Raw genomic sequence first — 23,664 nt, 5'->3', positions numbered from 1 at the left:
TTGTGGTTGCCGGTCAGGTCGTCAGGGCTCCGGCCGGGCGGGCGAGGACGCGGCCGAGGAAGTCGCGGATGTGCTCGGTGATGTGTCGAGGTGGCTCTCCAGGGCGAAGTGGCCGGAGGGCAGCAGGTGGATCTCGGCGTCGGGCAGGTCCTGGGCGAAGGCCCGGGCGCCGTCGGGGCCGAAGATCTCGTCGTTCTCGCCCCAGACGGCGAGCAGCGGCACCCGCGAGTCGCGGAAGTACTGGTGGACCTGTGGGTAGGAGTCCACGTTGGTGGGGTAGTCACGGAACAGCCTGAGCTGGATCTCGTCGTTGCCGGGCCGGTCGAGCAGGGCCTGGTCGTGGATCCAGTTGTCGGGGCTGACCAGGGTCGGGTCGCCGACGCCGTTCACGTACTGCCAGCGGGTGATCTCGGCGGTCAGGGCACCGCGCATGGGGGCCTCGGTCTCGGGGCCGGGCGCCGAGGCGTAGGCGAAGACGCCGTCCCAGAAGGGCTTCGCGAAGCCCTCCTCGTACGCGTTCCCGTTCTGCGTGATGATCGCCGTGACGCGGTCCGGGTCGCGCAGGGCGAGCCGCCAGCCGATGGGGGCGCCGTAGTCCTGGACGTACATCGCGAACCGGTCGACGCCGAGCCGCTCGAGCAGTCCGGCGGTGACGTCGGTCAGGGCGTCGAAGGTGTACGGGAAGTCCTTCGGGTCCGGCATCGCCGACTGGCCGAACCCGATGTGGTCGGGGGCGATGACGTGGTACTGGTCGGCGAGCGCCGGGATCAGGTGGCGGAACATGTGCGAGCTGGTCGGGAAGCCGTGCAGCAGGACGACGGTGGGCGCCTGGGGGTCGCCGGCCTCGCGGTAGAAGACCTCCAGGCCATCGACGGTGCCGGTGCGGTGGTGGACTGCGGGCGCCATCTCTCTAACCTCCTTCTTCGATGTTTCTGGTTATGCATTCCCGTGCCGGGTCGGCTGCGCGCGTGCGCCAACCCGGAGTGCCGCCGCTTCCTGCTCGACCGCAGCAGGACCAACAAGGGCCGCTGGTGCTCGATGGCCGTGTGCGGAAACCGCATGAAGGCCCGCCGCCACTACGAGCGCACCCGCGCGACCGCCGCTGAGTGACGCTCCGGGCGACGGGAATCGACTTCCGGGCACGGCACAGGGTGGGCCCCGCGTGACGGGGTGGACCTGGTCCTGTGCGGCGCGGTAGCCCTGAGCCGCCGCGCGCCCCGGTCCTGCCGTTCCACGCGCCCATGCCGTTCTCAGGGTCGTCGTGCACGAACGGCTCGCCGGCGAGGTCCTCGACCGCCACCGACGCGCGCGCGGCGCAAGGGTGCGAGGGCGAGGCCACCACCATCATCTCCTCCCGGCCCGGGACGTACACGCGCGCGGTGGCGGCCGTCGGCTCCGGTCCCGCCACCAGGTCCGTGCCGTCGGCCATCAGATGCTCGACCACGCGGTCCGCGAACAAAGGCTTCGGGTCACACGTGAGAATCCCGTGCGCGGGATTACGAGCACGGGTGAAGTCCTCGGCTCACGTATGGAAACCCGGCCCCTCGGTGCAGAAGGCCGGCGACCGGTCGACATCGGTCACCGGAAGGATGACGACCTCGAGCTTGAACTCCATGTGATCAGTCTCGTGCAGCACGGCGCGGCCACGCCACCTCGCGCGCATGCGTGAAATGAATGACGGGGCCAGAAAAAGCGAATGGAGACCTTTCAACCATCCGCGCAGCCCCGTCGGGAAATCCTGGCGGAGAAGAGAAAAGTCTTACGACCACCGAATCGCGGCGCTGTCGGCCGGAGAACTAATATCGGCCGTTGTACGGCCACCCACGGAGGAGAACCGCGATGGCGACGCTGGTGTCCGTCAACGTAGGGATGCCCAAGGACGTCTCCTGGCAGGACCGGACCGTCCGCACGGGTGTCTGGAAGGCTCCGGTCGACGGGCCCCGGATGGTGCGACGGCTGAACATCGACGGCGACGGCCAGGGCGACCTGGCGGGGCACGGCGGCGAAATGCGCGCCGTCCTCGTCTACCAGGTGGAGTCGTACCGGTACTGGCAGAAACAGCTCGGCCGGGACGACCTGACGTTCGGCAACTTCGGCGAGAACTTCACCGTCGACGGGCTGCCCGACGACGAGGTGTGCATCGGCGACCGGTACCGCATCGGCGAGGCCGAGTTCGAGGTCACCCAGCCCCGGGTCACCTGCTACCGCGTCGGCATGCGCCTGGGCGAGCCCGCGATGGCCTCCCTGCTGGTCGCCCATCACCGCCCCGGCTTCTATCTGCGCGTCCTCACCGAGGGCCGGGTCCAAAGCGGCGACGAGATCACCCTCGTCGGCCGGGGACCCGAGCACCTCACGGTCGCGGACACGGACGCCCTGCTGTATCTCCCCGGCCGCGACCCGGAGAAGCTGCGCAGAGCGCTCGACGTCCCGGCGCTGAGCCCCGGTTGGCAGCAGTCGTTCCGCGAGCTGGCCGCCGGCGAACAGCCCCGGCAGAAAGCGGGCTGGCCCGGGTTCAAGACGCTGCGTGTCGCCCGCATCGTGCCCGAGACGCCGACCGTCTCCTCGGTCTACCTCGACACCACCGACGGCACTCCCCTGCCCGAGGCCCGACCCGGCCAGTACCTCTCCGTCCGCCTGGTGGTCGGCGACACCGGGCCCACGGTGCGCAGTTACTCGCTGTCGTCCGCGCCCGGCGCCGACACCTATCGCATCAGCGTGAAGCACGAACCCCACGGCCGGGTCAGCGGCTACATCCACACCGGCCTGCGCCCCGGCGACCTGGTCGACATCGCGAGCCCGCGCGGCACGTTCGTTCTCGAGGAGGGCACTGGCCCGGTCGTCCTCGCCTCGGCGGGCATCGGCGCCACTCCCGTGATGGCGATGCTCCATCGCCTCGCCGGGGCACGGGGCCCCCGCCCGGTGTGGTGGATCCATACGGCCCACGACCGCGCCCACCACGCCTTCGCCGACGAGGCCCACACGCTGCTGGCCCGACTCCCGGACGCCCACGAGCACATCTACTACACGGCCGAGGCGCCGTGCCCCGACGAGCCGCACATCACGCACGGCCGTCCGACTGCCGAGTCGCTCGCAGCCATGGGTGTCCCCGCCGACGCCGACGCCTATCTCTGCGGGCCGCCCGCCTTCATGGACGGTCTGGGCGGCATGCTGCGCGAGCACGGTCTGGACCCGGCGCGGATCCATACGGAGCAGTTCGGTGCCCTGTCCGCCGTCAACCCCGGTGTCACGTCCGGCACGACGGTACGACCGCACCAGCCGCCCGGGCCCACGGGCACCGGTCCGCTCATCACCTTCGCCCGCAGCGGCATCAGCACCCCCTGGTCGGCGGAGCACACGTCGCTCCTCGACCTCGCCGAGGCCTGCGACATCCCCACCCGCTGGTCCTGCCGCACCGGCGTCTGCCACACCTGCGTCACCCCGCTCGTCTCCGGTGACATCAGCTACTCCCCGCAGCCGCTCGAACCTCCGGAGCCCGGCAGCGTCCTCGTCTGCTGCAGCCGTCCCACGACCGAAGTCGTCCTGGACCTCTGACCGTTGACACAGTCCAGCGGCCCGTTCCGCCGTCGGCGGCTGGGGGCCGACCGGCAACCCCGACGCCAGGCTCGAAATCTACGACCCGGCCTCGGACAGCTGGACCACCGGCGCGGCCGCGCCCACGCCGTACGCCGGTGCCGGTAACGCCGTGGTCGGCGGCAAGCTCTACATGATCGGCGGATGCGGCACCAGCACCTGCGGCACCACCGACGCCGGCGTGTACGACCCCGACGCCGACAGCTGGTCCACGATCGCCGCCTACCCCGAGCCGATCTCGTGGGAGGCCTGCGGCGCCATCCACAACCTCCTCTACTGTGCGGGCGGGCTGGGCGCCAGCAACAACGACGTCACCCACACCTACGTCTACGACCCGAACCCCGACAGCTGGCCCCAGCTCGCGGACATGCCGGCTGCCCAGTGGGGCACGGTCAACACCGCGGCCAATGGCCTGCTGTTGCTGACCGGCGGTGTCAGCAACAGCGCGCTGAGCAACCGGAGCCAGGCATTCGACCCGGAGTCCGGCACCTGGAGCGCGCTTCCCAACCCCAGCCTCCCCACCTACCGTGGCGGCGGCGCCCCCGGCTTCTACAAGGTCGGCGGCGGCTACGCACCCGGCGCGCCGACCGCGATGGTCGAATTGCTGCCGGGCTACGACCAGGTCGGGTCGGGCGACGTCACATGGCTGAACGAGAGCACCCAGCAGCTCACTCTCCAGCCCGGTGCGAGCGCGACCGTCACCGTCTCCCTGGACGCCTCGGTTCCCGAAGTGACCCAGCCCGGTGAGCTGAAGGCCAACCTGACCGTCAGCAGCGACACGCCGTACTCCGTGCCGCACGTCCCGGTCAGCCTGCACGTCAACCCGCCCAAGAGCTGGGGCAAGATCACCGGTACCGTCCTGGGTGCCACGGCCTCCGGTGGCACCGCACCGCTGGCCAAGGCGACCGTGCAGATCGACAGCTGGGCCTCGACGTACACGCTGACCACGGGCTCCGACGGCACGTACGCCCTGTGGCTCGACACCCGCAACAGCCCGCTCACCGTCATCGTCGCCAAGGACGGCTACCAGCCCACCGTGCGGACGGTGAAGATCCAGAAGGGAGCGACGGTCACCAGTGACTTCACTCTGAAGCGCAAGTAGCAGGGGAGCCGGCGGGAAACCCCCGTCGGCGGCACCACCTCGGCACGAAGGATGGGCCGGTCCTCGCGGACCGGCCCGTCCGCCTGTCACCGGCCCGTTTTGGTTCACGACGCATTGGATCAATAGGATCCGCCGATGATCAGAAGACAACGGCTGGCGGCAGGAGTCTGTGCCGTGCTCGCCGCCCTGACGGCCGGGATCGCGTTTCCCGTCGGAGCGGTCGCCGACGAGACCGAACAGGCCGCGCCCAAGGTGGAACTGGTACTGGACGTCAGCGGATCCATGCGGACCGCCGACATCGACGGCGGCACCCGGATGGCCGCGGCGAAGCAGGCGTTCAACGAGGTACTCGACGCGACACCCGAAGAGGTGCAGCTCGGCATCCGCACCCTTGGCGCCAACTACCGCGGGAACGACCGGAAGACGGGCTGCACGGACACCGCGCAGCTCTACCCGGTCGGCCCGCTGGACCGGACCGAGGCCAAGACGGCCGTCGCCACCCTGGTGCCGACCGGCTGGACGCCGATCGGCCCCGCGCTGCAGAAGGCGGCCGGCGACTTCGGCGACGGTGACGGCACCCGCCGTATCGTCCTGATCAGCGACGGCGAGGACACCTGCCAGCCGCTGGACCCGTGCGAGGTGGCCCGCGAGATAGCAGCCCAGGGCATCGGGCTGACCATCGACACCCTGGGGCTGGTGCCGGACGCCAAGACCCGGGACCAGCTCAGCTGCATCGCCGACGCGACCGGTGGGACGTACACCTCCGTGCAGCACAAGGAGGAACTGACCGACCGTGTGGGCCAGTTGGTCGACCGGGCCGCCGATCCGGTGGTGACGCCGGTGGCGATCGAGGGCGCCGCGCAGTGCGCGCAGGCACCGTCCCTCAAGTCCGGGCTCTACACGGACCGTGAGGAGTTCGGGCAGCAGCGCTGGTACAAGGTCGACGTCGACCCCGGCCAGGAGCTGCGCGCCTCGGTGAGCGTCGCGGCCGACCGGGCCGTGAACCCCGACTACGGCGTGCTGCTGCGCGCGGTCACCACGCACGGCCGTGAGATCGTGCGCGGCGAGGCGGCGGGCAACGGCCGTACGGACGTCATCTCGACGGGCCTGCGCTACCCGAAGGCGGAGAGCGACGACGACACCGCCACCGCCGAGACCGTCTGCCTCCAGGTCACCAACTCCTATTCCGCCGCGGCCGGGGTGAAGACCAGCCCGGGTCTGCCGCTGGAGCTGACCGTGGACGTCGTCGACGGGCCGAGCAGGGCGAGCGACGTGGCCTCCTTCGGCCTCGGCCGCGGCTGGTGGCTGCTGGGCGCGCTGGTGCTGACGGGCTTCGTCGCGGGTCTGCTGTGGGGCTGGGTGTCGCGCTGGCGTGTCGCGGTCTGGAGGACGAACTGATGGGTATCACACGTGTGTTGACCGGCGCTCTGCTGGCGCTGGGAATCGCCGCGGCCCCGGCCGCCGCCGACTCCACGCCGTCGCCGAGCGCCTCCGAGGACGGCCAGGCGCCCACTCGGGCGGGCACGTCGTTCCGTACGGCGACGGAGATCGAACAGGAGCAGCAGGCCACCGCGAGCGGCTCTACGGGTGACTACCTGTACTGGTCGTTCCCGGCCGACGCGGGGCAGCGGCCGAACGTCAGGGCGACGGTGAAGCTGCCTCAGACGCACACCGCGGAGACCTGGCAGCTCGACGTGTACGACGGCCTGCGCCGCCGCCAGTCCTGCCAGTACGGCGCCCAGACCCGCACCGCCGCCGAGGGCACCGCCTCCGTCGAGCTGGCCTGCATCCTGCGCACGGTCCGCTCCTGGTCGGAGCCGTGGGCCAACGACCCGCTGCCGGGCACGTACTACATCCGGCTGACGGTGGTGAACCTGGCCGACTCCGACCTGGGCCAGCCGGTGAACGCGGAGGTCCACGTCGACTCGAAGGGCATCGGCGGTTCGGCCGCGGTGGACGGCTCGCTGGCCGAGCCGCTGGTACCGGGTGCCGCGGTCAAGGCCGAGGCCGAGTCGGGGTCCGGGTCCGGGTCCGGGTCCGACGAGGACACGTCGTCGAAGAGCGCGGTGCTCTCCAGCCTGGAGCCCGACGACGGCTGGTCCTCCGGCTGGTGGTCCGACCGCTGGGTGTGGACCGCGGTGGGCGGCGCGCTCGCCGCGCTCGCCGGTGTCGGCGGCTACGCGCTGACGCGCGGATCGGGACGACCCACTCGGGTGCCGCCGAACGTGTGACCCCGAGCCCGTCCGACGAAAGGCCCGCCGCACGACCGTGGCGGGCCTTTCCGCTGCCCGGGTGCTCAGGCCTCGCGCAGCGCCTTGGCCACGGTGCCGTCACCGGTCACGGCGATCCGCCCGGCCCGCACCGCGTCCGGCAGCCCCAACTCGCCCCGGGCGACGGCCGTACAGGTGCCGGTGTCCATGGCGAGCCTCGCGTCGGGCTCCCGGGGTGCGGGCCCGTCGCCGTACACCGGCCCCTCCTGCACCCCCACGAACAGATGGAAGTCCCCTTCCTCCAGGTGGACTTCGACCAGTCCCTCGCCCTCCAGGGCCCGCAGCAACGGCAGCGCGAACCAGTGCGCGCGCACCGCGTCGGTCGGCCGCCGCTCGCCCAGCTCGGGCTGCCCCCACTCCCCCAGCGCCTGCAGCACCGGCAGCAACTCCCGTCCCTGCACGGTGAGTTCATACACGAAGGCCGCTCCCGGCGGCGGCAGCCGGCGGCGGGTCGTCAGTCCGTCGCGTTCCATGTCCTTCAGCCGCGAGGCGAGTACGTCCGTGCTCACACCGGGCAGGTCCGCGTGCAGGTCCGTGTAGCGGCGGGGACCCGCGAGCAGCTCCCGGACGATCAGCAGGGTCCAGCGGTCGCCGACGACGTCGAGCGCGCGGGCGGCGGAGCAGTACTGGTCGTAGCTTCGGCGTGGTGACATGCGACGCAGTCTAGACGTGTTGTTGGACTTTCCAAGCTCCCGCTTGGTAAAACCAAGCAACACGAGTTTCCGGAGGGGCGCAATGGAGTTCCGGCAGTCGAACAAGCTCAGCGAGGTCTGTTACGAGATCCGCGGCCCGGTGATCGAGCACGCCAACGCGCTGGAGGAGGCGGGCCACAGCGTGCTGCGCCTGAACACCGGCAACCCCGCGCTGTTCGGCTTCGAGGCGCCGGAGGAGATCCTCCAGGACATGATCCGGATGCTCCCGCAGGCGCACGGCTACACCGACTCGCGCGGCATCCTCTCCGCCCGCCGGGCCGTCGCCCAGCGCTATCAGACCCTGGGCCTGGAGGTCGGTGTCGACGACGTGTTCCTCGGCAACGGCGTCTCCGAGCTGGTGTCGATGGCCGTGCAGGCGCTGGTGGAGGACGGCGACGAAATCCTCGTCCCCGCCCCGGACTTCCCCCTCTGGACTGCGGCGACGACTCTCGCGGGCGGCAAGGCGGTCCACTACCTCTGCGACGAACAGGCCGACTGGTACCCGGACCTGGACGACATGGCGTCGAAGATCACGGACCGTACGAAGGCCGTGGTCGTCATCAACCCCAACAACCCTACGGGCGCGGTCTATCCGAAGGAGGTCGTGGAGGGCATCCTCGACCTGGCCCGCCGGCACGGCCTGATGGTCTTCGCGGACGAGATCTACGACCAGATCCTCTACGACGACGCCGTGCACCACTCGGCCGCCGCGCTCGCCCCCGACCTCGTCGTGCTCACCTTCTGCGGCCTGTCGAAGACGTACCGGGTGGCGGGCTTCCGCTCGGGGTGGCTGGTGATCACGGGCCCGAAGCAGCACGCGAAGGACTACCTCGAGGGTCTGACCATGCTGGCCTCGATGCGCCTGTGCGCCAACGCGCCGGCGCAGTACGCCATCCAGGCGGCGCTCGGCGGCCGCCAGTCCATCCGTGAACTGACCGCGCCCGGCGGCCGGTTGCACGAGCAGCGGAACATGGCCTGGGAGAGGCTGAACGAGATCCCCGGGGTGTCCTGCGTGAAGCCCAAGGGCGCGCTGTACGCGTTCCCGCGCATCGACCCCAAGGTCCACAAGATCCACGACGACGAGAAGTTCGTCCTGGACCTGCTGCTGAGGGAGAAGATCCAGGTGGTCCAGGGCACGGGCTTCAACTGGCCCGCCCCCGACCACTTCCGCATCCTGACCCTCCCGTACGCGGACGACCTGGAGGCGGCAATCGGCCGGATCGGGCGCTTCCTGAGCGGCTACCGGCAGTAGTCGGACGCGTCCCGCACGCCGCACGCCCATAATCTGGGGACATGGGTGATCTTTTTGTGGTCCGGCACGGTGAGACCGAATGGTCGCGGTCCGGGCGGCACACCAGCTGGACGGACGTACCGCTCACCGAGCACGGGCGGGACGAGGCGCGGCGGCTGGTTCCGCTGATCCGCTCGCACCGGATCGGCGCCGCCTTCGTCAGCCCGATGCAGCGGGCCCGGGAGACGGCTCAGCTCATCGGGGTGGACGACTGCCGTGTCGACACCGACCTGCGCGAATGGGACTACGGCGGCTACGAGGGGATCACCACCGCCGAGATCCAGCGCATGCACCCCGGCTGGTTCCTGTTCACGGACGGGGTCGCACCGGGGCCGGCCGAACATCCCGGGGAGACCCCGGAGCAGGTCGGGGAGCGTGCCGACCGGATGCTCGCCAAGGTGGACGCGGCCATGGCGAACACCGAGGGCATCGTCCTGCTGGTCGCGCACGGCCACTTCCTGCGCGTCCTGACCGCCCGCCGGCTGGGGCTGGCTCCGTCGCAGGGAGCCCTGTTCCAGCTGGCCACGGGCACGGTGTGCCGACTGGGCACGGAGCACATGCGCCCGGTGATCGCGGGCTGGAACATCCGGCCGACTCCCTAGTGCGTCCCGCTGTCATACCCCGGTCGTACGCTTCGAAGAAGCCGACGACCGGGAGGAGCACGCCGTGACACGACCACCGAGCGCCGCGCAGCGGCGTGTCATCGACGCCGCCGACCCGGTCACCGGGCGGCTGCGCGGTACGGAGGCACAGCTCGCGGCGCTGGTGAAACGGGGGCTCGCCTTCCGCCACCCGCGCCCGCCGCACGACCACTTCCTGACGCCCGCGGGACATCGCACAAGGGAGTCGCCGGCGCAGGAGCCCACCGTCCCGGCGGCCGCCGCCGCGGCAGGCGGTGGGGGGTTCGCTGCTCGCGTCGGCGGCGAGGAGGAGGAGGAGGAGGCCCTCGACGCGGCCGGGACGGCGGGTCCGGCTCGGGTGCGGGAGGTGCACAGCGCCTGGCAGGGGCTGCTCGAGCTGCGCCGGATGACCAATCCGGACGGGGCCATGGACCGGCCGTGCGGGTGGGAGCGCACGCATCTCGTGCGGGCCGCCGCACTCGCCCTGGAGGCCGCCGGGCACCGGCCGGAGGGGACGGACGGCGACGGTTACCGGGTACGTGCCACCCCACAGCCCGAGGCGGTCGCCGTGTACGGACCGGCCGGCGAGGCGCTGGGGGCGTACGCGGCCACGCTGGAGGCGGCCGGCTGGCAGGCCGGGGAGTACACGGAGGCGCGGACGAGGGCGCGCTGTCTGCTGGCCTCCCCGCGCCGGGCGTGAGCCGCGCATGCCAGGATCGGACGAGATCAATGCGTCGTACACGAGAAGCCGTACACGAGAAGAGGAAGTCGTGAGCGAGCCGTTTTCCGTCCGGGTCATCGTCCGAGGGTACGAGACCGATGTGCAGGGCCACCTCAACCAGGCGGTGTACCTCAACTACGCGGAGCACGCCCGCTGGTCGCTGCTCCAGGCGGCCGGGGTGAGCCAGGCGCAGCTCGTCGGCCGGGGCGTGGGTCCGGTCTCGCTGGAGACGACGATCCGCTACCGGCGTGAGCTGCTCGCCGGCGACGAGGTGGACGTGACCTGCGCGTTCGAGTGGGGCGAGGGCAAGACGTTCCGGATCGTGCAGCTGGTGCGCAAGACCGACGGCACGGTGGCCGCCGAGATCACCGCGGTCGGCGGGATCATGGACCTCAAGCAGCGCAGGCTGGTCGCCGACCCCCAGGAGATATTCAAGGAGCTGGCGACGGACCTGGCTCTGTTCGGGATCTAGCGCGTCCCGCCGTCGGCGGGTGGCCTGCCGCCGAACCCGTCCAGCAGGGCCCGCCGCCTACGCGTCGAGCAACTCCGGCTGGCGCTCGACGTCGTAGGCCGCCCGCGCCTCGGCGATGTACACGCGGTTGCGCTCGGCCCAGTCGGTCAGCCGCTGGAGCGTCTCGTGCAGCTCCTGGGCCACCGGCGTGAGTTCGTACTCCACCCTCGGCGGCACCGTCGGATACACGGTGCGTGTCACCAGGCCGTCGCGCTCCAGGTTGCGCAGGGTGAGCGTGAGCATACGGCGGCTGATGCCCTCGATGCCTCGCTCCAACTCGGTGAAGCGGATGGGCCCTTGAGCGGCCGCGACCAGGATCTGTACGCTCCATTTTCCGGCGACCCTGTCAAGAACTTCCCGCACCGGGCATGCGTGCGCGTTCACGACCTGCGGGGTAACACCGGTGTTCCTCTGGGACATCGAACTGCCTCCTTATGCCGCTACCCATGGTCACCCACGATGTACTCCGTTACAAGTCGTGCACCTAGGGTGGTTGGAGCAAGCATGTCGACGTCGATCGAGTCACCGGCACGGGTGGCGCCGTCCCGAACGTACTCCCGTGGGGCGTCCCTCGTCGTGCTGTGCGCGGGAGCGCTGATGACGATCCTGGACGGCAACATCGTCACGGTGGCGATGCCGGCCATCCAGCGCGATCTGGGGTTCAGCGGGCCGGGGCTCGCCTGGGTCGTCAACGCCTATCTGATCCCGTTCGGCGGGCTGCTCCTGCTGATCGGCCGGCTCGGGGACCTGGTGGGCCGCAAGCGGATGTTCACGGCGGGCCTCGCCGTGTTCACCGTGGCGTCGGTGCTGGCCGGGGTGGCCACCGGTCAGGACGTGCTGATCGCGGCACGGGCGCTGCAAGGTACGGGCAGCGCGATGGCGTCGGCCGTGGTGCTCGGAATGCTGGTGTCCCTGTTCCCCGAGCCACGTGAACAGGCCCGCGCCATCGCGGTGTTCAGCGCGGTCGGCGCGGCGGGCGGGGCGCTCGGCACCTTCCTCGGCGGGGCGCTGACGCAGGCCCTGAGCTGGCACTGGATCTTTCTGATCAACCTGCCGATCGGCGTGGTGGCGTGGCTGGCGGCGGTCCGGGTCCTGGCGCCGGAGCGTGGCGCGGGGCTCGGTAAGGGCGCCGACTATCCGGGGGCCGCACTCGTCACCGGCGCGCTGATGCTGACGGTGTACGTCATCGTGGGCGCCGGTGATCGCGAGCTCGCCGCCACTCTGCTGCCGGCCGCCCTGGCCCTCGGGCTCTTCGTGGTGTTCACCCTCCGCCAGGCCCGCGCCGCACGCCCGCTGCTGCGGCTGCGGCTGTTCCGCTCGCGGCTGCTGGCCGGCGCGAACGCCGTCCAGGTGCTGATGATCGGGACGATGTACGGCTTCCAGTTCATCGGCGCGCTGTATCTGCAACGGGTACTCGGTTTCAGCGAGTTGGCGACCGGGACGGCGTTCCTTCCCGCGCCGGTCGCCATCGGGCTGCTGATGCTGGGCCTTTCGGCGCGGACCATCGAGCGGTTCGGGGCGTATCGGGTGCTGGTGGCCGGGCTGGTGCTGATCGCCGGGGGCATGGCCCTGCTGAGCCGCGCCCCGGCGGAGGGTTCGTACGCCACCGACGTGCTGCCGCCGCTGCTCCTGCTGGCCACGGGGTTCGCGGCCGCGATGCCCGCACTGACCGGGCTGGCCATGTCGGGAGCGCGGGAGGAGGACGCGGGGCTGGCTTCCGGCCTCTTCAACACGACGCAGGTGGTGGGCGGTTCGCTGGGCCTGGCGGTACTGACGACGCTGGCGGCGAGCCGGACGGACGGGTTGCTGAACGGCGGCGCGGAGCTGCTCCCGGCCACGGCGGAGGGCTACCAGCTGGCGTTCCGGGTGGCGACCGGCATCGCGGTGGGGGCCTTGACGCTGGGGGCGGTGGTCCTGCGTTCGGGGCGGAGGGGGTGACCTACGGGGAGGTGGCGGAGGACGGGGCTTCCAGTCGCGCCGGTCCAGCTCCGACGGTTCCTCCGCGCACGTCAGACCTCCACGACGTCTCCCAGCGACCGCCGTGGGGCTCGGGCCTCCCCGGGTCCCACGGCGATCCCGCCCCACGCCTCAGCCCTTCGCCGAGCCCCGAGCGGACCTGCCCCCCACGCCTCACCCCTCGGCCAGGCCTCCAGCGGACCGGCCCCCGCCTCACCCCTCCACGAAAGCCTCCCAGGCGCACAAGGTGTCCCGTCGGCGACGATCTCCTCCCCCGCTTCCATCGGATGCGTCACGTCGTGGGCTTCGCGGCCGTCGCCGGGGTGGTTGAAGACCAGGTTGAGCAGGACTGCGGCCACGCCCCCCGTCCGGGACCGTCCGGGGCGCGGGCGCGTCCACGCACGCGCCCCGGATACGGCCGCCATGAACCCCGCTCGGGTCCACGGCTGCCGACCGGGAGCCGTCCCTCCCGGCCGGAGATCGGATGTCGTTCGGCGACGAGGAGTTATCCCGCGGCGATCCGCGCCAGGCGCTGGGCCTCGGCCCGCGTGGAGCGGGCGATCTCGTCCTCGTCGACGTGCAGCAGGCGGCCCGCCTCGACGATCTGACGGCCATTCACGAACGACGCCGTCACCGGCGCCGCCGCACCGAAGACCAGCGCGGTCACCGGGTCGGCGATGGAGGCGTGTGCGACGGTGTCGAGCCTCCAGAGCACCAGGTCGGCGAGCTTGCCCGGCTCCAGAGAGCCGATCTCGGTGCTGCGGCCCAGCACTCGGGCGCCGCCGTACGTCCCGAGGCGCAGCACCTGACGGGCGTTCAGCGCCGCTTCCCGGTGCGCGCCCAGGCGGTTGATGAGCAGCGCGTTGCGCAGTTCGGTGTGCAGCTCGCCCGACTCGTTCGACGCCGTGCCGTCGACGCCGAGGCCGACCGGGACGCCGGCCGCCAGCATGTCGGGCACCCGCGCGATGCCTGCCGCCAGACGGGCGTTGGACGACGGACAGTGGGCGACGCCGGTCCTCGTCCGGGCGAAGGCCGCGATGTCGGCGTCGTTCATGTGGACGCAGTGCGCCATCCACACGTCCTCGCCGAGCCAGCCCGTCGACTCGAAGTAGTCGGTCGGGCCCATGCCGAACAGCTCGTGGCAGAACTTCTCCTCCTCGACCGTCTCCGAGCCGTGCGTGTGCAGCCGCACGCCTAGCCGGCGAGCCAACGCGGCGCCCTCACACAGGAGTTCGGTGGAGACGGAGAAGGGCGAGCAGGGCGCCACGGCCACTTGGGTCATCGCGTCGAAGGAGGCGTCGTGGTACTGCTCGACCGTCTCCTCGGTGGCGGCCAGGGCGCTCTCGAGCGTCTCCACGGCGAAGTCCGGCGGCAGGCCGCCGGACTTCTCGCCGCGGTCCATGGAGCCACGGGCGAGGGTGAAGCGGACGCCCGTCTCGCGGGCGGCGCGGATGATGGCGCCGGACAGGTCGCCGGAGCCCTTCGGGTAGACGTAGTGGTGGTCCATCGCGGTGGTGACACCGCCACGGGCCATCACCGCGAGGGAGCCCTGCGCGGCCGCGTAGGCCATCGGCTCGTCGATGCGCGCCCAGATCGGGTAGAGGGCGACCAGCCAGTCGAAGAGGCTGTGGTCGGTGGCCAGTCCGCGGGTGATCCACTGGTAGAAGTGGTGGTGCGTGTTGACCAGGCCGGGTGTGACCAGGTGCCCGGACGCGTCGATGCGGCGTACGACGTTCTCCAGGCCCTCGGGGGCCTTGCCCGCGCCGAGCGCCTCGATGCGGTTGCCGGCGATGACGAGGTACCCGTTCGTGTACTCGGTGTCGTCCGCGTCGACCGTCGCGATCGCGCCGTTCTCGATGACGATGCGCTGGGCTGCTGCCATGATTCGTCCTTTTCGCTCAGTGGACTTGTGAAGTGGGCACGGCAGGACCCCGGAAGTTTGAGTGCCGTGGTCGGGGAGCCGGGAGATGCGCCTCCCCGGTCACGGGTGCCGAAAGGGAGGAGGGTCAGAGGTTGGTGAGGTCCACCGGGATCCGCGCCTCGCAGCCGTCCCGCAGGACCGTGGCCTCGATGAGGCCGTAGGGACGGTCGGCGGCGAAGTACACAGCACCGTCTTCGGTGGCGTTCTTCAGTCCGAAGGGCTCCAGGTCGACAAGGAAGTGGTGCTTGTTCGGCAGCGAGAAGCGGACCTCGTCGATCTCGGTGCGGTTGTCGATGATCCGCGAACCCATCTGGTAGAGCGTCTGCTGCAGCGAGAGCGAGTACGTCTCGGCGAAGGCCTGGAGCAGGTGCTTCTTCGTCTGCTCGTAGGAGTTCTCCCAGTCGGGCATCTCCTGCTCGTCGTCGGTCCAGTTGAACCGCCAGCGGCCGGAGACCTGGGTGGCCAGGATGCGGTCGTACGCCTCCGGGAGCGTCGTGTACTTGTCCTTGACGTAGCCCCAGAACTCGGAGTCGGTCGAGTTCATCACGACCAGGTCCTTCAGCCCCGAGATCACCTCCCACGACTCGCCGTCGTACGTGATCTGGGTCAGCCGGGTCTCCTGGCCCTTGCGGACGAAGGAGTGCTTGGCCTCGTCCGTGCCGCTGGACCCGGAGCCGGCGTCGGACGTCTCGATCCGCTCCCAGGCGTACTCCTCGATGCGAATCCGGGTGCGGTGGATCGGCTCCTGCGAGGTCACGAAGTGCCGGGCGAGGTGGATGCCGAACTGCTCGGCGGACTCGATGCCGTGCTCCTTGGCGAACGCGTACACCGTGTTCTTGGTGGTGTCGGTCGGCAGGACGTTGGCGTTGGAGCCGGAGTAGTGGACCTCCTCCATGTCGCCGCTCAGCGACACGGACACGTTGAGGTCCTTGATGTGGTGGGTGGCGCCGTCCCGCGTGATCTTGACGACTCGGTTCTCGGCCTTGCCGTACTGGTTCTGTCCCAGGATCACAGGACGGGCAGGGCGGGAATTGACAGTCATTTAGCTAGCTCCCTCGGTAAACGGAGTAGCCGAACGGGTTGAGCAGCAGCGGTACGTGGTAGTGCTCGCCCGGTACGACGGCGAACGTGATCGCCACCTCCGGGAAGAACACGCCTTGTCCGCTGTCCCGATTCGCGGGGGCGTCCTGCTGCGCATCGGCTTGCTTCTTCTCGAAGTACGGCTCCACGGCGAAGTCGAGCCGTACCTGGGTGGTCCCTTCCGGCAGGGCCGGCAGGTCCTTGCACCGCCCGTCCGCGTCGGTCGCGGAGCCGCCGAGCGCCTGCCAGTCCGCGTCGCGGCCGCTGCGGGCGGCGAGTCGGACCGCGACGCCCTCGGCGGGGCGGCCGGCGGAGGTGTCCAGGATGTGCGTGGACACCGAGGCGGTGGTGCTGGTGCTCATGGCTGCGTCAGTCCTCTTCGACGAGTCGGGCGAGCCGGATACGGTTGATCTTGCCCAGTTCGGTGCGCACGATCTCCTGCTCCTGCTCGGGCGAGTTCCCGATCCGCTCCTTGACCGCGTCCCGCATCTGCTCGCCGGTTCTGCCGGTGGCGCAGATCAGGAAGACGTGGCCGAACCTGTCCTGGTAGGCCAGGTTCAGTTCCAGCATCTCCGCTTTCAGCTCCGCGGAGGCGCCGGCCATGCCGCGCTGTTCCCGGGCCGAGGCCGGGTCGCCCGGCTCGGGACGGCCGATCGGCGGGTGTCCGGCCATCGCCTCCGCCAGGTCCTCGCCGGTCAGCTCGGCCATGGCGGCGTCGCCGGCGGTGTAGAGGTCGTCGGCGGTGGCGTAGGGGCGGCCGGTGAGCAGCTGCCGGGCCCACGCCGTGGAGGCGCACGCCTCGTGGAGCGCGGCGAGGGCCGCGGGCTCCTCGAGTCCATTGAACCGGGCCAGGCCCGGGGGCGTGGAAGTCGTCGTCACGGGGGCCTCCGTGGCCGCGAGCGGCCTTGGGTGCTGAACGGGCTGCGGTCAGCTAACGCCGTCCAGAACTTCGCGTCAACACTTTGTTGAAAATTCGGGATGACAAAAGGCCGCTGTCCGGACGGCGGACGGCGGCTGTCGCGTACCTGCGGGGAGGGTCCCGATGAGGGCCCTGACCTGGGCCGTTTCTCGGCCTCGATCAGGCCCCCTTCTCACGGTTGAGGTAGTTGTAGACGGTGAAGCGGCTGACACCCAGGGCGCCGGCCACGGTCTCCACGCCGTGCCGTACGGAGAAGGCGCCGCGCGCCTCCAGTATCCGTACGACCTCCTGCTTGGCCTTGCGGTCCAGGTCGGCCAGCGGCTTGCCCCGCTTGCGCTCCATGGCGGCCAGGATGTGGTCGAGGGAGTCGGCGAGCTGCGGCAGACGTACGGCGACGGCGTCGGCGCCCTCCCAGGCGAGCACGACGTCGTCAGGACCGGCCTCGTCCGGGGGCAGCATCTCCCCGCCCATGGCGTCGACCAGCGGCTTCACGGCCGCGATGAAAGGCTCGTCCCCGGTCAATTGTCGCCCTCCCCGATCACGTTGACCTGCAGTGAGATCCGGGTGGCACCGGCCGCCAGCGACTTGCGCAGCAGAGTGTCGACCGCGCCGAGCACGGTGGCGGCGCCGCCCTCCGCGGTGTTGCCGAACGGGCCGACGTCGACCGCGTCCAGCTCGGCCGCCTCGATGACCTCGCGGGCGGCCAGCGCGTGCGCCGGAGCCTCGTCCAGATCGAAGGGTTCCGTCGTGAACTCCACTCGCAAACGCACTGTGCCCCCATGGCATCGCTCGCCCCGGTCACTTCGGGAGGACCCTAACAGACCCCGGTTTCCCCGATTACTCGAATTCCACTCGCCCGGAACTCGATCGAATTCTCGCGCATTCCCTGGGCGAGGCCATATCAGCGCTGGACCGCCACCGGAGGGCCGCAATGTTTCCGTTGACCCGTTTTCGACGCCGCCCCGAAAGCAATCGGCTCTCCACCCGGACGGAGAATTCGAATGTGATCCAGGGCTGATTCCGGGGCCGGCACCGGCCACCCCGGAATGTCCTCCGTTCAGCAGCTGAGCATGAAGGAACGGCCGTGGGCACTGACCATCCGCTCGCCCGCCTCATCGACGAGGCGGATCTGCCGGGCACCTACTGGAACAAGGAACACGGACTGTTCAAAAAGGCGTCCTCCGTCGACGGCCTGGTCGACGAGGCCGAAATTCTCGATCTGCTCGACACAGGGCTGGTGCGCCGGCCGTATTTCATGCTGCTCAAGGAAGGGCGGCAGCCGACAGCCGGAGATTCCCGCGTTCAACACCACGCGGACGGTGAACGGGCGGTCGCCGGATTCGCCGGCCCTGACGGGATCCGCGCGCTCCTCGCGGCCGGCGCCACGATGACGCCGAGCCGGTTGGAGGACCGGCACGCCCCGCTGCGCGCCGTGCTCCGGCAGATCAAGGCCGGGCTGCCGGAACCACCAGTCCCCGGGCGATGTCGCCCTGCTGGCCACGCTCCCCGAGTGGACGATCCACGTGCCGGGCCACCCCGACGAGGCCGAGGCCCAGCTGCGGGCGGCGGCCCGCGGTGACGACCCGGTGTACGTCCGGCTGTCCAACCAGTCCGACGCGCGGCCCTTGGCGCCGGACGGCGGCCCCGGCTTCCGTGTGCTGCGCCGGGGCGGGGCGGCCACCGTGCTCGCCGTGGGTCCGCTCGCCGACACGGCCCTCGCGGCCACCGAGGGCCTCGACGTCACCGTCCCGTACGCGGCCACCGTGCGCCCCTTCGACGCCGCGACGCTGCGCGCGGCGCTGACCGACCAGGCGGACGCGGACGTCGTCCTCGCCGAACCGTATCTGGCCGGCACGTCCGCCGGGGAGGTCGCCGAGGCGCTGGGCGACCGGCCGCACCGGCTGCTGTCGCTGGGCGTGGCCCGGGACGAGGCGCGGGGCTACGGCACCCCGCGCCGGCACGCCGTCGCGCACGACCTCGGCAGCGCGGACATGCGGCTGCACATCAGCCGGTTCCTGCGGTCATGAGGGCATAGGCGCTCACCTGCACGGATGTACCGCCGCCGCCCGCACGGACGTACGTCCGAAGCCCGCGCGGACCTGTCACCGCGCCCCGTTCCCGCGTTCACCGGGAGCGGGGCGGCGGCATGTCCGCACCCGTGCCGTTTCCTCCCGGCCCTCTTGACAACACGCTCACCGCGCCTGCAATCTTCCATTACGCAGAAAGCAACTTCCGTAATATGGAAAACACGATCCACGGAAGGGAGCGCGGGCCCCATGGGATTCGCAGACCAGCGCTTCAACGTCAACCTGTCGATCCTCTTCACGGAACTCCCGCTCCTGGAGCGCCCCGCGGCCGCCGCGGCGGCGGGCTTCTCGGCGGTCGAGCTGTGGTGGCCCTGGGTCGACTCCCCGACGCCCGAGCAGGCGGACCTCGACGCGCTCAAGAAGGCGGTCGAGGACGCGCGCGTCCAGCTCACGGGCCTGAACTTCTACGCCGGACAGCTTCCCGGCCCCGACCGCGGCGCCCTGTCGATCCCGGGTGAGGAGTCGGACCGCTTCCGCGCCAACATCGACGTCGCCGCCGGCTTCGCCGCCTCGCTGGGCTGCGAGGCGCTCAACGCCCTGTACGGCAACCGGGTCGACGGCGTCGATCCGGCCGCGCAGGACGAACTCGCGCTGGAGAACCTGGTCCTCGCGGCCCGCGCCGCCGACCGGATCGGCGCGATCCTCCTCGTCGAGGCGCTCAACAAGCCTGAGTCGCCGCTGTACCCGCTCGTGTCGGCACCGGCAGCGGTGGCGGTCGTGGACGAGGTCAACGAGGCGACGGGGCTGGGGAACACGAAGTTCCTGATGGACCTGTACCACCTGTCGATGAACGGCGAGGACCTGCCCTCGGTCATCGAGCGGTACGCGTCCTGGACCGGTCATGTGCAGATCGCCGACAACCCCGGCCGCGGCGCCCCGGGGACCGGTTCGCTCCCCCTGGAGGAGCTGCTCGACCAGTTGCGGAAGGCCGGTTACGACGGCTGGGTCGGCCTGGAGTACAAGCCGGGCGACAGGCCGAGTTCCGAGGCCTTCGAGTGGCTTCAGCGCGAGTCCCGCTGACCCCCCTGACATTGCACAGCAGTTGAGAGAGGCACCGACCATGAGCAGCACCCTTCCCAAGGTCGCCTGGATAGGCCTCGGCATCATGGGCTCGCCCATGTCCGAGAACCTGATCAAGGCGGGTTACGACGTCACCGGCTACACCCTGGAGCAGGACAAGCTGGACCGCCTGGCCGCCGCCGGCGGCACCGCGGCCGGGTCGATCGCGGAGGCGGTCCGTGACGCCGATGTGGTGATCACGATGGTGCCCGCGTCCCCGCAGGTCGAGGCGATCGCCTACGGCCCGGACGGCATCCTGGAGAACGCGCGCTCCGGCGCCCTGCTGATCGACATGTCCTCCATCACCCCGCAGACCTCGGTCGACCTGGCGAAGGCCGCCGCGGAGAAGGGCATCCACGTCCTGGACGCGCCCGTCTCCGGTGGTGAGGCCGGTGCCGTCGAGGCGGTTCTGTCGATCATGGTCGGCGGCGAGCAGGCCGACTTCGACGCCGCGAAGCCGCTGTTCGAGGCGCTGGGCAAGACCATAGTGCTGTGCGGTCCGCACGGCTCCGGCCAGACCGTGAAGGCGGCCAACCAGCTGATCGTCGCCGTGAACATCCAGGCGTGCGCCGAGGCCGTGGTCTTCCTGGAGAAGTCCGGCGTGGACCTGACGGCGGCCCTGGACGTCCTCAACGGCGGGCTCGCGGGCTCCACCGTGCTGACGCGGAAGAAGGACAACTTCCTGAACCGCGACTTCGAGCCGGGCTTCCGCATCGACCTGCACCACAAGGACATGGGCATCGTCACGGACGCCGCGCGTAACGTCGGCGCGGCCCTGCCGGTGGGCGCCGTGGTCGCCCAGCTGGTCGCCAGCCTGCGCGCGCAGGGCGACGGCGGCCTCGACCACTCCGCCCTGCTGCGGGCCGTGGAGCGCCTCTCCGGCGCCCAGTGCTGACGCATCCACAGAGACTTCCGGGCCGCCGTGCCGCCGACAATTGTCCTGTCGCGCCCAGGCGGCGCCGCGGCCCGGAATCCACTTCGGCAAACTGTCGACCGTCCGATCACCCTTCTCGACCGTGACCGACAACCTCGGCGCGCGGACGCGGTCCGCGACCCGCGCGGCTTCGCCCTCAAGTTCTGTACGGAAGAGGGCAATCAGCCGGCGAGCCGTACCGGCTGATGTCCGAGGACGAGAAGCGGCGTCCGGTCGCGGACATCGCCGGCGGCCTCGCGCAGGTCTCCCGCGACGACGTGATCGAGAAGAACCTGGCCCATTTCCACGTCGCCGGCCCGACTCCGGTCGGCGCGCGGAAGAGGCGGTCCACGCCCCGCGCGAGGACCGACAGGCCCCCGGCCGTGTCCGGCCCGGCAGCCCGGATGAGGGTGGCCGCCCGGAACACGGTGCGGGCAGGGCGAGGACCGCGGCGGCGTGCGAGCCAGTGCGGTGGTGAAGGACCTGGGTCCCCTTCCCGACCCGAGGGAAGGACGTTCCCGGTCCGTCGCACCCGCCGCGGTCCCAGCCCCACTACGGTCCATAGCCTCCTTCGGAGTGCGGAAGCGTCCGCTCCGAAGGAGGCTTTAGACATGACGCAGCCATCACCCCAGTTCCCGCACATCGTGGTGCACACGCCTGCGCTCGACGGCTCCCGCCGGGTGACCGAAGGTGACGTGACCCTGGGGATCGCTTCCCACCTGGATGACGTCATCGAGATCCTGCGACTTGCCGACCTCGACCGGATCGAGGTCGAGGAGAGTGATCTCATCGAATGGCAGGGGGGTGGGCCGGACGAGTGGCCGGGACTTTCTGAGCACCCTGAGGAGTGACGGGATCCGATCCGCCGGGTTCTGTTCGTTGCCGGGTGCGGGTTCGTCGAGGCCCGTCGCGCCCACGCGGCGGAGCCGCATATCGACACGGCCCCGCGGCCCCTGTTGTACGGCGCCGCGCGCCTGCACAACACAGAGCGGCCCATCCTTCCGGACGGGCCGTCCTTCGCGTCTCCGGCCTGTCAGACCTTCAGCGTCTTGATCGACGTCGGCGCATGTCCCGGCTCCGTGGCGATCTCCTCGAACTCCACCACATTGCCGATGTCGTTCGTCGTGGACATCGAGATGTTCGTGACGCGTTCCAGGATCGCCTCGACGACCACCGGCACCTGGTGCTCCGCGGCGAGCTTCTTGGCGCGTTCGAAGGCCGCGCCCAGGTCGTCGGGGTCCGTCACGCGGATCGCCTTGCAGCCCAGGCCCTCGGCGACCTTGACGTGGTCCACGCCGTAGACGCCCAGCTCGGGCGAGTTGATGTTCTCGAACTCCAGCTTGACCTGGAAGTCGATGTCGAAGGCTCGCTGTGCCTGGCGGATCAGGCCCAGGTAGGAGTTGTTGACGAGGACATGGACGTACGGGATCTTGTGCTGGGCGCCGACCGCCAGTTCCTCGATCATGAACTGGAAGTCGTAGTCCCCGGAGAGCGCGACGACCGAGGCTTCCGGGTCGGCCTTCGCCACGCCCAGCGCCGCCGGGATCGTCCAGCCGAGCGGGCCCGCCTGGCCGCAGTTGATCCAGTGCCGCGGCCGGAAGACGTGCAGCATCTGGGCGCCGGCGATCTGCGAGAGGCCGATCGTGCTGACGTAGCGGGTCTCCGGGCCGAAGGCCCTGTTCATCTCCTCGTAGACGCGCTGCGGCTTGATGGGGATGTTGTCGAAGTGCGTACGGCGCTGGAGCGTGGCCTTCTTCTCCTGCGCGGACGCCGCCCAGGCGCTGCGGTCGGGGAGCCTGCCCGCGGCCTTCAACTCCCGTGCCACCTCGACGAACAGCTCCAGCGCGGCCTTCGCGTCGGAGGCGATGCCGTAGTCGGGGGCGAAGATCTTGCCGAGCTGGGTGGGCTCGATGTCGACGTGGACGAACTTCCGGCCGGCTGTGTAGACGTCCAGCTTGCCGGTGTGGCGGTTGGCCCAGCGGTTGCCGATGCCGAGGACGAAGTCGGACTCCAGGAAGGTCGCGTTGCCGTAGCGGTGCGAGGTCTGCAGGCCGACCATGCCCGCGTTCAGCTCGTGGTCGTCCGGGACGACGCCCCAGCCCATCAGGGTCGGGACCACCGGGGTTCCGGTCAACTCGGCGAACTCGACGAGGAGTTCGGCCGCGTCGGCGGTGATGACCCCGCCGCCCGCGACGATCAGCGGCCGCTCCGACTCATTGAGCAGTGCGAGCGCCTTCTCTATCTGCGGGCGGGTCGCGGCGGGCTTGTAGACCGGCAGCGGCGCGTACGTCTCCGGGTCGAACTCGATCTCCGTGAGCTGCACGTCGATCGGCAGGTCGACGAGGACGGGACCGGGGCGGCCGGAGCGCATCAGATGGAAGGCCTGCTGGAAGACGCCGGGGACCTGCGCGGCCTCCAGGACGGTGACCGCCATCTTCGTGACCGGCTTGGCGATCGAGGCGATGTCGACGGCCTGGAAGTCCTCCTTGTGGATCACCGCGGTCGGCGCCTGGCCGGTGATGCACAGGATCGGGATGGAGTCTCCGGTGGCCGAGTACAGGCCGGTGATCATGTCGGTGCCGGCCGGGCCCGAGGTGCCGATGCAGACGCCGATGTTGCCGGGGTGCGTGCGCGTGTAGCCCTCGGCCATGTGCGAGGCGCCCTCGACATGGCGGGCGAGGGTGTGATCGACGCCTCCGGATGCCTTGAGTGCCGCGTAGAAGGGGTTGATCGCCGCGCCCGGCACACCGAACGCGTCGGTGACGCCCTCGCGCTTGAGGATCTCAACTGCCGCGCGGGCAGCGGTCATACGAGCCATCGAGTACTCCTGCCTCGGGTGTCGGATGCGTACTCCCGTCGCGCCCCGCGGTAACTACTTCTAGCTTTTCCGGATTGCGGAATCTAGTTTCTACTATCTGGAATCAATGTAAG

At 70.5% G+C, this 23,664-nt stretch carries 23 protein-coding genes and 5 pseudogenes; 17 read left to right on the top strand and 11 right to left on the bottom strand.

Annotated elements, in window-relative coordinates; genetic code table 11:
• Window positions 1–13 precede the first annotated feature (13 nt).
• Window positions 14–906 (bottom strand): annotated as a pseudogene (locus IEZ19_RS25865) (alpha/beta fold hydrolase).
• A 42-nt stretch (window positions 907–948) separates the two neighbouring features.
• Between IEZ19_RS25865 and IEZ19_RS25860 the strand changes: the two are divergent.
• Window positions 949–1,110: pseudogene (locus tag IEZ19_RS25860) on the top strand (CGNR zinc finger domain-containing protein); the annotation flags it as partial.
• A 142-nt stretch (window positions 1,111–1,252) separates the two neighbouring features.
• Here the strand turns inward: IEZ19_RS25860 and IEZ19_RS52650 are convergent.
• A pseudogene (locus IEZ19_RS52650) lies at window positions 1,253–1,429 on the bottom strand (LysR substrate-binding domain-containing protein); the annotation flags it as partial.
• Between the two features lie 410 nt (window positions 1,430–1,839).
• Here IEZ19_RS52650 and IEZ19_RS25850 point away from each other — a divergent pair.
• The 4 genes from IEZ19_RS25850 (at window position 1,840) to IEZ19_RS25835 (ending at window position 6,924) form a co-directional block, all read left to right on the top strand.
• Window positions 1,840–3,552 carry an MOSC and FAD-binding oxidoreductase domain-containing protein gene (locus IEZ19_RS25850; protein WP_189313678.1) on the top strand — a complete coding sequence of 571 codons (1,713 nt, stop codon included), beginning with the start codon at window positions 1,840–1,842 and terminating at the stop codon, window positions 3,550–3,552.
• Window positions 3,553–3,628: 76 nt separating this feature from the next.
• Window positions 3,629–4,693 carry a carboxypeptidase regulatory-like domain-containing protein gene (locus IEZ19_RS25845; RefSeq protein ID WP_189313707.1) on the top strand — a complete coding sequence of 355 codons (1,065 nt, stop codon included), beginning with the start codon at window positions 3,629–3,631 and terminating at the stop codon, window positions 4,691–4,693.
• 135 nt (window positions 4,694–4,828) lie between these two features.
• On the top strand, window positions 4,829–6,091 hold the full coding sequence (locus IEZ19_RS25840) for a VWA domain-containing protein (protein WP_189313677.1): 1,263 nt from the start codon (window positions 4,829–4,831) through the stop codon (window positions 6,089–6,091).
• Window positions 6,091–6,924 (top strand): hypothetical protein, encoded by an 834-nt coding sequence (locus IEZ19_RS25835; protein ID WP_189313676.1) that lies wholly within the window; start codon window positions 6,091–6,093, stop codon window positions 6,922–6,924. Before IEZ19_RS25840 ends, IEZ19_RS25835 begins: the two co-directional genes overlap by 1 nt.
• Window positions 6,925–6,989: 65 nt before the next feature.
• Here the strand turns inward: IEZ19_RS25835 and IEZ19_RS25830 are convergent, their stop codons facing one another.
• Entirely contained in the window at window positions 6,990–7,616 is a 627-nt protein-coding gene (locus IEZ19_RS25830) for a winged helix-turn-helix transcriptional regulator (RefSeq protein WP_189313675.1), read from the bottom strand.
• A gap of 82 nt (window positions 7,617–7,698) precedes the next feature.
• On the opposite strand from IEZ19_RS25830, the gene IEZ19_RS25825 reads away from it, so the two are divergent.
• The 4 genes from IEZ19_RS25825 to IEZ19_RS25810 all read left to right on the top strand — a co-directional run bounded on the left by IEZ19_RS25825 (window position 7,699) and on the right by IEZ19_RS25810 (window position 10,759).
• Complete coding sequence (locus IEZ19_RS25825; RefSeq protein WP_189313674.1) at window positions 7,699–8,907, top strand: pyridoxal phosphate-dependent aminotransferase; 1,209 nt, start codon at window positions 7,699–7,701, stop codon at window positions 8,905–8,907.
• Window positions 8,908–8,948: 41 nt separating this feature from the next.
• On the top strand, window positions 8,949–9,548 hold the full coding sequence (locus IEZ19_RS25820; protein WP_189313673.1) for a histidine phosphatase family protein: 600 nt from the start codon (window positions 8,949–8,951) through the stop codon (window positions 9,546–9,548).
• Between the two features lie 64 nt (window positions 9,549–9,612).
• Window positions 9,613–10,266, top strand: a complete 654-nt coding sequence (locus IEZ19_RS25815) for a hypothetical protein (RefSeq protein ID WP_189313672.1) — start codon at window positions 9,613–9,615, stop codon at window positions 10,264–10,266.
• A gap of 70 nt (window positions 10,267–10,336) precedes the next feature.
• Window positions 10,337–10,759 carry an acyl-CoA thioesterase gene (locus tag IEZ19_RS25810; protein ID WP_189313671.1) on the top strand — a complete coding sequence of 141 codons (423 nt, stop codon included), beginning with the start codon at window positions 10,337–10,339 and terminating at the stop codon, window positions 10,757–10,759.
• 57 nt (window positions 10,760–10,816) lie between these two features.
• On the opposite strand, the gene IEZ19_RS25805 is transcribed toward IEZ19_RS25810, so the two are convergent.
• Complete coding sequence (locus tag IEZ19_RS25805) at window positions 10,817–11,218, bottom strand: winged helix-turn-helix transcriptional regulator (RefSeq protein WP_189313670.1); 402 nt, start codon at window positions 11,216–11,218, stop codon at window positions 10,817–10,819.
• Window positions 11,219–11,302: 84 nt separating this feature from the next.
• Here IEZ19_RS25805 and IEZ19_RS25800 point away from each other — a divergent pair, with 84 nt between their 5' ends.
• Entirely contained in the window at window positions 11,303–12,736 is a 1,434-nt protein-coding gene (locus IEZ19_RS25800; protein ID WP_189313669.1) for an MFS transporter, read from the top strand.
• Window positions 12,737–13,259: 523 nt separating this feature from the next.
• Here the strand turns inward: IEZ19_RS25800 and IEZ19_RS25795 are convergent.
• The 6 genes from IEZ19_RS25795 to IEZ19_RS25770 form a co-directional block, all read right to left on the bottom strand.
• Complete coding sequence (locus tag IEZ19_RS25795; protein WP_189313668.1) at window positions 13,260–14,636, bottom strand: 8-oxoguanine deaminase; 1,377 nt, start codon at window positions 14,634–14,636, stop codon at window positions 13,260–13,262.
• 124 nt (window positions 14,637–14,760) lie between these two features.
• The gene (pucL, locus tag IEZ19_RS25790) at window positions 14,761–15,717 is read right to left on the bottom strand and encodes a factor-independent urate hydroxylase (protein ID WP_189313667.1); all 957 of its coding nucleotides are present in this window, start codon (window positions 15,715–15,717) and stop codon (window positions 14,761–14,763) included.
• A gap of 4 nt (window positions 15,718–15,721) precedes the next feature.
• The gene (gene uraH, locus IEZ19_RS25785; RefSeq protein ID WP_189313666.1) at window positions 15,722–16,117 is read right to left on the bottom strand and encodes a hydroxyisourate hydrolase; all 396 of its coding nucleotides are present in this window, start codon (window positions 16,115–16,117) and stop codon (window positions 15,722–15,724) included.
• A gap of 7 nt (window positions 16,118–16,124) precedes the next feature.
• Window positions 16,125–16,634: a 2-oxo-4-hydroxy-4-carboxy-5-ureidoimidazoline decarboxylase gene (gene uraD, locus IEZ19_RS25780; RefSeq protein ID WP_189313665.1), complete on the bottom strand. Its 510-nt coding sequence runs from the start codon at window positions 16,632–16,634 to the stop codon at window positions 16,125–16,127.
• A 199-nt stretch (window positions 16,635–16,833) separates the two neighbouring features.
• Complete coding sequence (locus tag IEZ19_RS25775) at window positions 16,834–17,145, bottom strand: helix-turn-helix domain-containing protein (protein WP_373297048.1); 312 nt, start codon at window positions 17,143–17,145, stop codon at window positions 16,834–16,836.
• 47 nt (window positions 17,146–17,192) lie between these two features.
• The gene (locus IEZ19_RS25770) at window positions 17,193–17,444 is read right to left on the bottom strand and encodes a hypothetical protein (protein ID WP_189313663.1); all 252 of its coding nucleotides are present in this window, start codon (window positions 17,442–17,444) and stop codon (window positions 17,193–17,195) included.
• A 314-nt stretch (window positions 17,445–17,758) separates the two neighbouring features.
• Between IEZ19_RS25770 and IEZ19_RS25765 the strand changes: the two genes are divergently transcribed.
• The 7 genes and pseudogenes from IEZ19_RS25765 to IEZ19_RS25735 all read left to right on the top strand — a co-directional run bounded on the left by IEZ19_RS25765 (window position 17,759) and on the right by IEZ19_RS25735 (window position 21,584).
• Entirely contained in the window at window positions 17,759–18,253 is a 495-nt protein-coding gene (locus IEZ19_RS25765; RefSeq protein ID WP_189313662.1) for a hypothetical protein, read from the top strand.
• Window positions 18,198–18,701 (top strand): transketolase C-terminal domain-containing protein, encoded by a 504-nt coding sequence (locus tag IEZ19_RS25760; protein WP_373297046.1) that lies wholly within the window; start codon window positions 18,198–18,200, stop codon window positions 18,699–18,701. The genes IEZ19_RS25765 and IEZ19_RS25760 overlap by 56 nt, the downstream gene beginning before the upstream one ends.
• Window positions 18,702–18,950: 249 nt before the next feature.
• Complete coding sequence (locus IEZ19_RS25755) at window positions 18,951–19,781, top strand: TIM barrel protein (RefSeq protein WP_189313661.1); 831 nt, start codon at window positions 18,951–18,953, stop codon at window positions 19,779–19,781.
• 40 nt (window positions 19,782–19,821) lie between these two features.
• On the top strand, window positions 19,822–20,715 hold the full coding sequence (locus IEZ19_RS25750; RefSeq protein ID WP_189313660.1) for a 2-hydroxy-3-oxopropionate reductase: 894 nt from the start codon (window positions 19,822–19,824) through the stop codon (window positions 20,713–20,715).
• A 109-nt stretch (window positions 20,716–20,824) separates the two neighbouring features.
• Window positions 20,825–20,916: pseudogene (locus IEZ19_RS53570) on the top strand (catalase); the annotation flags it as partial.
• Between the two features lie 2 nt (window positions 20,917–20,918).
• Window positions 20,919–21,100 (top strand): annotated as a pseudogene (locus IEZ19_RS25740) (catalase-related domain-containing protein); the annotation flags it as partial.
• Window positions 21,101–21,344: 244 nt separating this feature from the next.
• Window positions 21,345–21,584, top strand: coding sequence for a hypothetical protein (locus IEZ19_RS25735; RefSeq protein ID WP_189313658.1), 240 nt, complete (start codon window positions 21,345–21,347; stop codon window positions 21,582–21,584).
• Between the two features lie 182 nt (window positions 21,585–21,766).
• Here the strand turns inward: IEZ19_RS25735 and gcl are convergent, their stop codons facing one another.
• Complete coding sequence (gene gcl, locus IEZ19_RS25730; RefSeq protein ID WP_189313657.1) at window positions 21,767–23,551, bottom strand: glyoxylate carboligase; 1,785 nt, start codon at window positions 23,549–23,551, stop codon at window positions 21,767–21,769.
• Window positions 23,552–23,664: the final 113 nt, after the last annotated feature.

Origin of the sequence: Streptomyces brasiliensis, assembly GCF_014647875.1 — a bacterium.
In the GTDB taxonomy this organism is placed as follows: domain Bacteria; phylum Actinomycetota; class Actinomycetes; order Streptomycetales; family Streptomycetaceae; genus Streptomyces; species Streptomyces brasiliensis.
The sequence above is the reverse complement of the archived record's forward strand: the minus strand, read 5'-3'. Positions and strand labels throughout refer to the sequence as shown.